Here is an 11,787-nt window from a genome sequence, read left to right as displayed (position 1 = left end):
CACCGCATGAAGCGACTGGCTGGTCTTTCCGCCCTTGCCCTGATTATCTCCAGCACCAGTGGGTGTGGCTGGCTGTGGGGCGAGGATGGCTATTTCCGCGACCGCGGCAGCGACTACCTGCAGGCGCACCCGACTGCGCCGATGCAGCTGCCGCCGGACGCCAGCAACGTCAAACGCCTTGACCCGCTGCTGCCCATTCCGCGTAACGTCGCCGACGATCACGTCACGGGCGAGTTCGAAGTGCCGCGCCCGCAACCCCTGACCGGCGGTGCCGCCCAGGTCACCGACTACAGCCTGCAACGCAGCGGCAGCAGCCGTTGGGTGCTGGCCCAGCACTCGCCAGCCGAAGTGTGGCCGGTGGCTCGCCAGTTCTTCGAGGACAACGGCTTCCGCATCGCTGAAGAGCGCCCTCAGACCGGTGAGTTCAACACCACCTGGCAGCGTTTTGACGAGCTGTCGGCATCGCTTGGCCAGCGCCTGGCGAGCACCGCCAGCAGCGGTGACAGCGAAGTGCGCGTGCGTGTCCGCATGGAGCCGGGCGTGCAGCGCAACACCTCCGAGGTGTATGTGGTCAGCGTCGAGCGCCCGGCCGGCAGCACCGCCGAGCCTGGCTTCCCGTCCACCTCCAGCAACACGGGTGCCGATGCCCTGCTGGTCGACGAAATGCTTGCCAGCATGAACCGCAGCGCCGAGAAAGGCGGTTCGGTGTCGCTGCTGGCCGCGCGCGATTTCGACGCGCCAAGCCGCGTCAGCCTGAGCGAAGACGGCAGCGGCAACCCGGTGCTGTACCTGGGTTCCGACCTGGACCGTGCCTGGTCTGGCGTAGGCCGTGCCCTGGAGCAGGGTGGCGAGTGGCGTGTTGAAGACATCAACCGCAGCCTGGGCCTGTACTACATCAACCTGTCGGAAAAACCGGACGACAAGCAGAACCAGCCTGGCTTCTTCGGTCGTATGTTCGGCAGCGAGCCGACCAAGGAAGAGCGTGAAGCCCGTGCCGAGCGCTACCAGGTTCGCCTGAGCAAGGTGGGTGATAGCGTGCAGGTCACGGTCGAGAAAAACATCAACACCGTGGCCCCGGCCGATGTCGCCCGCCGCGTGCTGAGCGCCATTCAGGACCACCTGGGCTAAGTGCGCTTCGCGGTACTCGGAAGCGGTAGCCAAGGGAACGGCACGCTGATCGCCAGTGGTGACACGTTCATCCTGGTCGATTGCGGCTTTTCCCTGCGCGAAACCGAGCGGCGCTTGGCGCTGCTCGGCGTATCGGCGGCCCAGCTCAGCGCAGTATTGGTCACCCACGAACATGCCGACCACGTGCATGGGGTGGGCTTGCTGTCACGGCGCTACAATGTACCGGTCTACCTCAGCCAAGGCACGTTGCGCGGCATGCGCAAGCCGGTGGAGGTGGCCGGTTTTCTCGCTTGTGGCCAAAGCCTGCGTATCGGCAGCCTGGAAGTGACCGCCGCGCGGGTCGAGCACGATGCCTACGAGCCGTTGCAATACGTGATCAGCGATGGCCAGCGGCGCTTCGGCATGCTGACCGACCTGGGCTCTTATGACGCGCTGTTGCTGGAGCGTTACCAAGGCCTGGATGCATTGCTGATCGAGGCTAACCACTGCCGCGACCTGCTGGCACGCGGTCACTACCCGGCCTTCTTGAAGCAGCGGGTAGGGGGCATGCAAGGGCATTTGAACAATCACCAGGCCGCGCGCCTGGTGCACGAGTTGGGCTGGAGCAACCTGCAACACCTGGTGCTGGCCCACCTCAGCAGCAAGAACAACCTGCCACACTTGGCCCGCCAGTGCTTCGTCGACACCCTTGGGTGCGACCCGGACTGGCTCCAGGTGGCGACTCAGGAACACGGGCTCGACTGGCGCGAAATCGCCTAGCCCAACACCTCAAGCAAGCGGAGCCCAATCATGGAAAAACGCGACGAACTCTACCGCGGCAAGGCCAAATCGGTTTACAAGACCGACGACGCCGACCGCTTGATCCTGCTGTTCCGTAACGACACTTCGGCGTTCGACGGCAAGCGCATCGAACAACTCGACCGCAAAGGCATGGTGAACAACAAGTTCAACGCCTTCATCATGCAGAAGCTGGAAGAAGCCGGCGTGCCGACCCAGTTCGACAAGCTGCTGGGCGACAACGAGTGCCTGGTGAAGAAGCTGGACATGATCCCGGTCGAATGCGTAGTGCGTAACTACGCTGCCGGCAGCCTGGTCAAGCGCCTGGGCGTGGAGGAGGGCATCAAGCTGGAGCCGTCCACCTTCGAGCTGTTTCTGAAGAACGACGAGAAGGGCGACCCCTTCATCAACGAATCCCACGTTGTCGCGTTCGGCTGGGGCACCGCCGAGCAGCTGGTCGAAATGAAAAAGCTGTCGCTGAAAGTCAACGAAGTGCTGAGCAAGCTGTTCGATGACGCCGGCCTGCTGTTGGTCGACTTCAAGCTGGAGTTCGGTGTCTTCCACGGCCAGATCGTGCTGGGCGACGAGTTCAGCCCGGACGGCTGCCGCCTGTGGGACAAAGAAACCCGCAAGAAGATGGACAAGGACCGCTTCCGCCAGGGCCTGGGCGACGTGATCGAAGCCTACGAAGAAGTTGCCAAGCGCCTGGGCGTGCCGCTGTAAGCGGCGCATTCACGCAAGCGCCTGATACCACGCGATTTTTTTGAAAAAAAGATTTGCGTTTTCAAAAAACGCTGGTAAGATGCGCGGCATTGGAGAGATGCCGGAGTGGTCGAACGGGACGGATTCGAAATCCGTTGTACTGGCAACAGTACCTAGGGTTCAAATCCCTATCTCTCCGCCATACATCGAGAAGCCCCGCAGATTTAGGTCTGCGGGGCTTTTTCGTATTTGGATGCTCAGTTAGTGTGGCGTGAGGGCGGATTTAAGCATTGGCAGCCTTTGTTAACCTTCAAGCGTTCGGCTGTGATAGCTGGTAGAGCTAAAAGCGAACTTGAGTGTTCAAGCAGAACTTAGTCGTGCTTAAACCGTATGCGTCGAATTTCAAGTTTTGAATCCTTCCATCCCTCGAGTTTTTTCAGGTGGTTTTTGACGTAGTCCAAGGTTTTGAAAGGTGTTAGATAATGGCCGCTTTCGTTATTCAGTTGAATAACTCCATCAGCTACTGTCAATGTGCCAGCGGAAACCACGGTAGGACTCGAAATTTTAAATTCAGCAGCAAGGGCCGCTATGCTTGAATGAGACGGATCAGTATCTGAGACGTCATCGTAGCTGCCGATGATGAATTTCCTATCTTGTGTCAGTACCCATTTGTGCTTCTGCTTCTGCTTCTGCTTCTGCTTCTGCTTGATGTCGGTTTTGAAAAAATCCGCGTTCGTAGGCATATGAATCTGTGCCTTATTATCGCGAAGATAGCCTTTCATTAGCTTGACCTCACTGCTGTTATTGCCTGCTTTAACATCTGTCAGTGGGGGCGGCTTTTTCCGCTTCCACCAACTATAGCCGCTAGGGTCAGTTCTGTTTAACGGGTCACAAGCGCAATAGGTGTACGCATTTAAGCCGCCACGATGAAATGGGCTGAGCGGATCTGGGCTTAGGAAACGCATCAGAACGGGACTAAAGGCTCGCTTGCCATTGCCGAGTAGATAGCAATTGATCCTGGTCTGCAGTGGTTCGCTATTGAACGCAAGCAGCATTGAAGTACCAGGCACTGGGGAGTGGTAGCCGTAGATTCCATAGGCACGTGGTAGTAAAAACGACGTTTCCGGGCTGCTTCGAGTGTTGCTCATAGTGGATGGGCCTGTCGATTTTCACGCTGGTAAATGCTGATGCCATTATGCATCGGCTCTAGTGGCTTCCTGAACTGGCAGAAATGTCGGGGTTTGACTGTTTTGAACTGGGTCCGCTCTGCCTCCCCTAGTCCAGCATCCACTTCTGTATCGTGGGGCCGCCTTTTTAATCACCACTCTTCCTGGGCTAACAAATTGATTCCTGATTGACGCCTGTGCCTTGCGCAAGTGATTCACGCTTTGACTTGGCTCGCTTAGTGGCTTTGTGCTGACCCGTTGTACCGCTACCGTTGAGCACCAGATAGCGGGGTATTTCCGGTATTCGGCGCAACGAACGGGCTTTGGGCTTGGCTTACTTTTTCATCATCCCCAATTCAGCATCATCCAGCAGCGCCTTGGCCATTGCACTGAGGTAATGCGAAGCCCAGATCAGTTTCTGGTCGCCGTCCATCAGGCCGGTGATGATCAGGTCGCGGACGTAGCCCATCAGTTCGGATGCCTGTTCGCGGGCGTCCTGGCAAGGGATGCCGGGCTCGATGCGGAACAGCGGGTGGGTGCTGATTTCGCCTTGGTAGAAGCAGGTTTTGCCGACGGTGGTGGGTTCTTTGGTGTTGTCGGTGGGCATTGTTTTTACTCCCTGAGATCTTGGTTGTCTGGGCTGGCCTCTTCGCGGCTGAAGCCGCTCTTACAGGTACGGTGATGACCCTGTAGGAGCGGCTTTAGTCGCGAAGGGGCCGGGCCTGCTAGTGCAAGGTGTACGGCTCGCTAGGTACATGCGGCCGCATCTGCAATTGCATCAATGCCGACTCGACCAGCCCCTGTACCGCCTCCATTTCATGGATGATGGCCTGCATCACGATCGAACTGTGGGCAGTGGGCTTGAGTTGCACGGATTGGCGGGCCACGGACAGGGCGCAGAGTACGTACTCTGAGGACTGGACCAGGGTGTCTTACAGTGCCTGGGTGTAATCGAGGGAGTAGGGTGGATCGGGGACCATCTTGCGCATACACAACTCCAGGATCATTGGAGCTGCCGCAAGCTTGCTGTCAAACAAGAGGGTGGCAGCTGTACATGGGTTGACAGGCCGAGGATCCCGGAGCAACTCGGCGCACCACGAGGGTGCCCTACATACAGCCGCCATAAACAGCGCACGTGTGCGGGAAATCGTCGGCCTGTCAAAGCCGGTCGTTGATTTTGCAACGACAAACCGAGACTAGAGCGCGACATAATCCGTCGCAAGCGTTTGAGCGGTTCGGCAGTATGTTTGGGAAACGGCCTACAAGGAAGGGGATAATTCTGAGCTCAAGCTATAGGGCGTGGTCTGATTTGCAGCACCTCAGGGTAGGCGCTACCGAAATCTACTAATAGATAGCAAAAATCGCTAGACTTCGCTATCTATCGCTATAACCCGTACCTGGAGGTAGCCCATGGACCCGTACCGCAACCCTTTCGCGCCTGGCGCAGGCAGCCGACCGCCCGAGCTGGCAGGGCGCGACGTGGTGCTTGAGCACGCGCGCGTTTCGTGTGGCCGGGCAATCAACGGGCGTAGCGCACGGTCCATGATGTTGCTTGGCTTGCGAGGTACCGGCAAAACCGTGCTCTTGAACGAAGTCGGCAAAATTGCCGAGCAAGAGGGCCTGCTGGTCTCCAAGGTCGAGTCGCCGGAAGAGGAGAGCCTGGCCCGACTTCTTTACCCGGAAATGCGCAAGGTCATGCGTTCGCTGTCCACGGTGGAAGCCGCCAAGCAGATTGCAAACCGGGGCCTCAAGGGGCTGCGCGGGTTTGCCTCCATCTTCAAGATCGATATCGCGGGTGTGGAGGTCGGAGTAGAGCCAGAGCCAGGGCTTGCGGACAGTGGCAACCTTCAATACGACCTGCCAGACCTTTTCAATGTGATTGGACGTGCAGCAAAGGCCGCAGGCAAGGGCTGGATTTTGCTGATCGACGAAGTGCAGTACCTGAGTGAGGCCGACCTCAGGGCATTGATCGTCGCCATGCACCGCATGTCGCAAGAAGGTCTGCCAATATTGCTTGTGGGCGCTGGGCTGCCTCAGGTAGCACGCCTGGCAGGGGAGGCGAAGTCATACGCAGAGCGGTTGTTCCTCTATCCCGAAATCAATGCACTCGATGCCGAGGCAGCTACTCAGGCTGTTCTTAAACCGATTCTTGACGAAGAGGCTTCCATTGCAGAGGCCGCCTTGAAGGAAATTGTCGTTCGAACGAAGGGCTATCCATTCTTTCTTCAGGAGTGGGCTTCCACGGCCTGGAACTACTCAGAAGGACCGGAAATTTCGCTGGACGATGTCGTTCAGTCTTATTCGGAGACCTTGGCTTTGCTCGATGCGGGTTTCTTCAGGGTGCGTATCGATCAGTTGACCCCGAGTGAAGTGCTCTTCGTCCGAGCCATGTCGGAGCTTGGTGATGGCCCTTATGCGGTCAGTGATATCGCCAAGGTTTTGGGGCGCACCCAATCCTCATTGGGGCCGACGAGGGCCAAGGTTATTGCCAAAGGGATGGCCTATAGCACCGATCATGGCGTGCTGGATTTCACCGTGCCGCTTTTCGCAGAGTTCATGCGTCGACAGAGTTGATCCTCGGGGCTGTAGGGGCTTGAGGTAGAGCGGCTTTTCGCAACATTTTGTCTTGAACTGTCAATGGCACCCTGCGCTACAATGCGCTCCTCTAATACGCCACTCACGCCCAGGCCAAACGCCGTAATGATTACGCGCGCTGGGCGATGACCTTTTTCTGACATGGATTCGTTGGATGCTTCGCGCCGTACTGGTCTCCCTCTACGCCCTTCGCTGGACGGCTGAATTGTCGTCTGCGGCCAGTGCTGCACCCTCTCTGAAATCCCCGCACAACGTCGAATGCTGCCGCCAGACCCTGGCTGCGGTACGCGGCTGTGCGCCCCACCGAAAATGGAGTGCTCCACTTGCGTAAGAAATTCGTCGCGTCCCTACTGGCGGTTGCCATCGCCTCTACCACGGCCTGTGCACAGCTCGGGATCAGCAAAGAGCAAGCGGGCACCGTGATCGGTGGCCTGGCCGGTGTGGCCATCGGCTCGACCATGGGCAGCGGCAACGGCAAGATCGCCGCGGCCCTGATTGCAGGTGGCATCGGTGCCTACGTGGGCAACCGCATCGGCCACATGCTGGACGAGAAGGACCAGCAGGCCCTGGCGCTGCGCACCCAGGAAGTGTTGAGCCAACAGCAGACCACCGCCAGCGCCCAGCCGGTGACCTGGACATCCGACCACTCGGGCGCTACCGCGCAGATCGTGCCGGGCAAGGAATACACCCAGACCAAGAAGGTTGAGGTGAAGCGTGCGCCGAAGATCCAGGCGGTGCCGTCGATGAAGCTGATCAACGAACCCTACGTGACCATCAGCGACAACCTGAACGTGCGCGCCGCGCCTAACCAGAACGGTGAAAAGGTCGGCAGCCTGAAGAACCACACTGAGTTCACCGCCGTCGGCTCCACAGGTGACTGGATCCTGGTCGGCCGCAAAGGCGTAACTGTTGGCTATGTGCACAAGAACTACGTCGAACCGAAGGCGCAGGCAGTTGCCAAGCGCGTCACCCCGGCGGTGAACCTGGACGAGCTTGATGTAGCCGCCAGCAAGGAAACCCAAGGCTTCGACCTGGATTCGGTGCAGTCGCTGCCGACCGAAACCGTCGCTGCCGAAGCGGCCTGCCGCCCGGTCACGGTCAACCTGAAGTCGCAAAGCGGCAAGACCGAGCAAGAGCAGAACACCTTCTGCAAACAAGCCAACGGCACCTGGGAACTGATCTGAGGAACTCCATGAAAAAGCACGCGCTCGCGCTGGCTGTGATCGGCGCTTGTGGTCTGGTACCGCAGGCGTTCGCCCATGAGCTGGCCTTCTCGAAGAAAGAAAACATCAAGGTCGAAGTACCTGGGGACGCCACCACCTGGTGCAAACCCGAGGTCGAGCTGACCATCACCCGTCCGGCCTGGGACAACCAGGAGCTGCTATCGGGCTTGCTGACCAAGCTGCCGTTCGTGTTCGCCAAGGACTGTTCGACCGCCAAGGTGAGCTGGAAAGCCGTGGACGCCAAAGGCAACCTCTACGCCAGCGGTTCGGGCAATGCCAGCAACCTGGGCCTGGTGACCCTGGCCGCCGCGCCTGCCGCTGTCACTGCTGCCCCGGCACCCGCTCCGGCTGCGCCAGCCCCGGCACCGGCACCTGCACCGGCGCAAGCCCCGGCGGCCGTTGCTTCAGCCCCAGCCCCAGCGCCGGAACCAGCTCCTGCGGTAGTCGAATCGACACCTGCGAAAGTAGAAGCAGCCCCTGCTCCAGTGCCAGCCCCGGCCGTTGCCGCAGAGGCCGCACCAGCACCGGCAGCCGAAACCCCGGCCGCAGTGCCTGCCGCTCCGCCCGTCGCAGCCCCTGCCGCCGCTGTAGCCGCAGCCCCCACCTCGGACTTCGGCCGCGCCGTGGTCCTGGAAAACCGCAACCTGATGCAGGTAACGGACGGTTCCGGCTGCAAATGGGTACTCAGCCGCGAGATCATCAGCAACGGTGACACCCTGTCGTTCGGCACCACCCCGGCCATGCCGTGCCCGGCGTCCGGTTTTGGCGAAGGCAACTTCGAAAAAATCAGCTGGAAGGCCGTGGGCACCTACCGTGGGGATAACTGGAACCGCGTATACGTTCACCCGAGCGGCTTGATCTTCAACAAGGTCTTCGAGCCTGCGGTCAAGGACAAGGCCGTTTCCTACCTCACGGCAGACGCTGGCCAGGCTGCATTCCTGGTGGGCGAGATCCCCAGCCGGCAGATGAAGGTGTACCTGGCCTTCACCCGTGGTAGCTACGGCGTGCTCCGTCCGTTCGGCAGCGACCCTTACTACGTGGCAGTAACCCCGGACGAGTCGTTCGCCCTGGACGCAGCCAAGTACAAGGAGGCTGCGCTGGAAATCTTTGACCTGATCAAGACCACCTCGCCGACCACCACCGACGTGGCCAACCTGCTCATCGTCAAAGACATTTCGGCGATCACGAACAACATGTGGGGCAACGACGCTCAGAAGATCACCCGCAACCGCATCGGCATCAATCGCCAAGGCCTGTTCTTCGATGTGCGTGATGGCGCGAACTGGGCCGTTCAGCGTGAGGAGCAGCGGGTGCGTGAGGCGCGCCAGCGTCAACAGGAACTGGCCAGCGTCCACACCCGGGTACTGGAGCGTTACCAGCAGTTGCAAGACGGCATGAGCGAGTTCAAAGGGCGCGAAACCGAAGCCCTGGCACAAATGGCCGGCATCAAGGTGCGCTTCGCTTCGCCGCTGGAACAGCAAAACCCGGCAACCTCGTCCCGCGTGGCGCCGATGATGGTCCACGTCACCGGCAAGCAGGGCGACTTCTACGCCATCGACTTCCCGAGCAAGGGCCGCCTGGTGGCGGACGAGGAATACAGCGAAGGCTGGTACGTGGCCCAAGTGGCCAACGCCACGCCGTACTACCCGCTGGACGATGGCCGCGCCGTGCCCACTTTCCGTGCCTACAACGCGGGCGAGCCCCAGGCGTGCAAGCAGGACAAGTGTGCCGACCTGGTGTCGTTCGGCGCCGTGCTGGGCAAGGAATTCCCCAACGCCGGTATCGATTTCAGCTGGACCCCCGAGGTCTCCCAAAAGTACGTGAACGACTGGAACAACGCTTCCGCCATGGTCCAGTGAGGCAAACACCATGATCAAACAGATGAACAAGAAGCAGCTGCTGATTGGCGGTGTGGCCGCAGCGGTGCTGGTGCTCGGCGGTGGTTACGCGATGCTGTCCAGCTCGGGCAAGAAGGCTGCGATGGCATACTACGACGACTTCAAGGAGCGCTACTTCCTTGAGGACGTGCTGTCTGAAGGTGATATTTCCTACTCGGCGTTCTCTGGCAACCTGACTGTCGCCGACCCCGAGATCCGCGTGGCGGCCGCGCAGACCAACGGTGCCCAGCAGTTCATGCGTGGCCTGTCGGGCCTGATGGAGTCGGTTCGCGGTGCCTCGGCGGAGGAAGGCCTGGCCGGTTGGGCCAAGTACCAACTCAACGCCAGCGGCAACGTTGCAGGCGTCTACCTGAAGGCCGATGCGCTGAAGCTGGCGCACGACGGTGACAGCAAGGACGGCACGATCCACATCCAGCTGCTTGGCATGCAGATGGGCAACCCTTTTGTTGCCAGCAAGGGCGCTGAAGTGGTGCTGGTGTCTGATGTCAGCGACGAGATCCAGCCGCGTGCCGAACTGGCCGCCAATGGCCGGGCCACCCAGTCGAACTTCGACTGGGGTAGCAACATGGCGGTGCGTCAGCCAATGACCGGCGCATTCCTGGTCAGCAGCACCGGCGATTTTGGTACCACGATCGACGTGGACTTCACCCTCAAGCGTTCCAGCGACGGTGAAGGCTCGATGGAATTCGTCGTGACCCACCGTAACGACGGCTCCAAGGTGGGTGAGATCGTGCGCAAGGCCGAGTTCCAGTCGCTGCCGGAGCTCGACGATGTCGAAACCCAGCTCAAGAGTGCGTTGAGCGCCATGCTGATCGGGGCCTACAGCACGTACACCGGTCAGGCAGTACTGGCCGAGGCGGTGAGTGGTTTTGCACGCAAGGCCAAGGTGGAGAACTACAGCGTGAGCTACAGCGGCTTCAAGCCGCTGAAAGAGGCTTACAGCGACTACCAGCAGAATGTACCGAAGGCGAAGTTCGCCGCCTTCTGTGAACAGGTCGGGTTGTCGACGTGGAGCAGTGATTTCGGTGCCAAGGGCAAGAACCACAGCGACTCGGAGTGTGCCATCGGGCAGAAGCTGGTCGAGGATGGCAAGTTTGAAGAGCAGTACACCTTCAAGGAAGGCAAGAGCCTGTTTGCGGCGTTGTTCGTGAGCAAGGCGTATGAGCTGGAAACCAATTGACCGGTTGATCGCTGATAAACAAAGCCCCCGGCAACGATGAGTTGCCGGGGGCTTTTTCAATTCTGCGAGTCAGAAGTTTCAGCGCATCGCCGCCAGCTTGATGCCGAACCCTACCAGGCAAGCCCCTGCCAGCCGCTCGAACATATTGGTAATGCGTGGGTTGGCGCGCATGCGTTCAGCCAGCCGGTGGGTCAGCACCACGGCAATCAACCCGTACAGGAACGTGATCACCGCCACCGTTGCCGCCATGAAGCCGAATGTCACCAGCCCCTGATGTTTCACCGGGTCGATGAACAGTGGGAAGAACGCCATGTAGAACATGATCGCCTTGGGGTTGAGCAGGGTGATCAGCATGGTCTGGCGCAGGTATTGGCCGTTGTCCATGCGGCTGGTGCGCGGCGCGTCACCCGGTTTGCTCAACAGCATGCGCAGGCCCAGGTAGGCGAGGTACGCGGCGCCGGCCCATTGCACGATGTGGAACGCCGCAGGGTAGGTGGCCAGCAAGGTGGCGACGCCGGCAACCGCCAGCCACAACAGGACCTGGTCACCGACGATCACCCCACAGGTCGCGGCCAGGCCTGCCTTGATGCCGCCCTTGCCGGTGGCAGTGATCAGGGCAAAATTGCCCGGGCCCGGGATGGCCAAAAGAATGATGAAGGCGATGACGAATGCGCCGTAGTCGGTGACGCCGAGCATGGTGAACTCCTGTAGAGCAGTGCAAAGGCAGAGTCATGACTATCGTCGCCAACCGCGTGCTTTACAACCTGTTGTTGCACATTCGCAATCCATCATTGCCAAGCGCGACTTGGATCCAATGCCTGTTTTCTGTATCATCCCGCCGCCATCAGACGATGGTCGAAGATGATTCATTTAAAGGACTTAGTAATGAAAAAGCTGTTCAAGGCCACCGTAGCCGTTGCTGTAGTTTCGGGTGTTGCCCTGCTGTCGGGTTGCACTGGCCAGGTTTACAACCAGCCGAAAAACTGCACCTACGACTACCTGTTCCACCCTTCGGTTTCCATCTCCAAGATCATCGGTGGCTGCGGCCCGATCGATAAACTGCCTCAGCAGCAGTAATCTTGGCGGTACCCTGATCGCGACGCTTGCGGCGTGATCCA

General features: G+C 59.8%; 11 protein-coding genes, 1 tRNA gene and 1 pseudogene. 9 read left to right on the top strand and 4 right to left on the bottom strand.

What is annotated here, in order from left to right; translation table 11 throughout:
• The first annotated feature begins 6 nt into the window (after positions 1 to 6).
• The 4 genes from bamC to QQ992_RS21365 all read left to right on the top strand — a co-directional run bounded on the left by bamC (position 7) and on the right by QQ992_RS21365 (position 2,809).
• Positions 7 to 1,128: an NlpB/DapX family lipoprotein gene (bamC, locus tag QQ992_RS21380; protein ID WP_110740177.1), complete on the top strand. Its 1,122-nt coding sequence runs from the start codon at positions 7 to 9 to the stop codon at positions 1,126 to 1,128.
• On the top strand, positions 1,129 to 1,887 hold the full coding sequence (locus tag QQ992_RS21375; RefSeq protein ID WP_286110939.1) for an MBL fold metallo-hydrolase: 759 nt from the start codon (positions 1,129 to 1,131) through the stop codon (positions 1,885 to 1,887).
• Positions 1,888 to 1,917: 30 nt separating this feature from the next.
• Positions 1,918 to 2,628, top strand: a complete 711-nt coding sequence (purC, locus tag QQ992_RS21370; protein WP_011535129.1) for a phosphoribosylaminoimidazolesuccinocarboxamide synthase — start codon at positions 1,918 to 1,920, stop codon at positions 2,626 to 2,628.
• A gap of 91 nt (positions 2,629 to 2,719) precedes the next feature.
• A tRNA-Ser gene (locus tag QQ992_RS21365) sits at positions 2,720 to 2,809 on the top strand.
• A 169-nt stretch (positions 2,810 to 2,978) separates the two neighbouring features.
• On the opposite strand, the gene QQ992_RS21360 is transcribed toward QQ992_RS21365, so the two are convergent.
• The 3 genes and pseudogenes from QQ992_RS21360 to QQ992_RS21350 form a co-directional block, all read right to left on the bottom strand.
• Positions 2,979 to 3,755, bottom strand: a complete 777-nt coding sequence (locus tag QQ992_RS21360) for an RHS repeat-associated core domain-containing protein (protein WP_286110938.1) — start codon at positions 3,753 to 3,755, stop codon at positions 2,979 to 2,981.
• Positions 3,756 to 4,107: 352 nt separating this feature from the next.
• Positions 4,108 to 4,380: a DUF3077 domain-containing protein gene (locus tag QQ992_RS21355; RefSeq protein ID WP_286110937.1), complete on the bottom strand. Its 273-nt coding sequence runs from the start codon at positions 4,378 to 4,380 to the stop codon at positions 4,108 to 4,110.
• Positions 4,381 to 4,498: 118 nt separating this feature from the next.
• Positions 4,499 to 4,762 (bottom strand): annotated as a pseudogene (locus tag QQ992_RS21350) (hypothetical protein).
• A gap of 421 nt (positions 4,763 to 5,183) precedes the next feature.
• Here QQ992_RS21350 and QQ992_RS21345 point away from each other — a divergent pair.
• The 4 genes from QQ992_RS21345 (at position 5,184) to QQ992_RS21330 (ending at position 10,669) form a co-directional block, all read left to right on the top strand.
• A complete protein-coding gene (locus QQ992_RS21345) occupies positions 5,184 to 6,347 on the top strand; it encodes an ATP-binding protein (RefSeq protein WP_286110936.1) in 1,164 nt (387 codons plus the stop codon).
• Between the two features lie 344 nt (positions 6,348 to 6,691).
• Complete coding sequence (locus tag QQ992_RS21340) at positions 6,692 to 7,552, top strand: SH3 domain-containing protein (RefSeq protein ID WP_016711968.1); 861 nt, start codon at positions 6,692 to 6,694, stop codon at positions 7,550 to 7,552.
• A gap of 8 nt (positions 7,553 to 7,560) precedes the next feature.
• On the top strand, positions 7,561 to 9,450 hold the full coding sequence (locus tag QQ992_RS21335; RefSeq protein ID WP_286110935.1) for a hypothetical protein: 1,890 nt from the start codon (positions 7,561 to 7,563) through the stop codon (positions 9,448 to 9,450).
• A gap of 10 nt (positions 9,451 to 9,460) precedes the next feature.
• On the top strand, positions 9,461 to 10,669 hold the full coding sequence (locus QQ992_RS21330; RefSeq protein ID WP_286110934.1) for a hypothetical protein: 1,209 nt from the start codon (positions 9,461 to 9,463) through the stop codon (positions 10,667 to 10,669).
• 78 nt (positions 10,670 to 10,747) lie between these two features.
• Here QQ992_RS21330 and QQ992_RS21325 read toward each other — a convergent pair whose 3' ends face one another.
• The gene (locus QQ992_RS21325) at positions 10,748 to 11,365 is read right to left on the bottom strand and encodes a LysE family transporter (RefSeq protein WP_016711965.1); all 618 of its coding nucleotides are present in this window, start codon (positions 11,363 to 11,365) and stop codon (positions 10,748 to 10,750) included.
• A 189-nt stretch (positions 11,366 to 11,554) separates the two neighbouring features.
• Here QQ992_RS21325 and QQ992_RS21320 point away from each other — a divergent pair, with 189 nt between their 5' ends.
• Positions 11,555 to 11,746 carry a YhfL family protein gene (locus tag QQ992_RS21320; RefSeq protein ID WP_003254720.1) on the top strand — a complete coding sequence of 64 codons (192 nt, stop codon included), beginning with the start codon at positions 11,555 to 11,557 and terminating at the stop codon, positions 11,744 to 11,746.
• The last annotated feature ends 41 nt before the right edge of the window (positions 11,747 to 11,787 follow it).

Origin of the sequence: Pseudomonas kurunegalensis (assembly GCF_030291635.1) — a bacterium.
Classification (GTDB): Bacteria; Pseudomonadota; Gammaproteobacteria; order Pseudomonadales; family Pseudomonadaceae; genus Aquipseudomonas; species Aquipseudomonas monteilii.
This window is presented reverse-complemented; position numbering and strand designations above follow the sequence as displayed.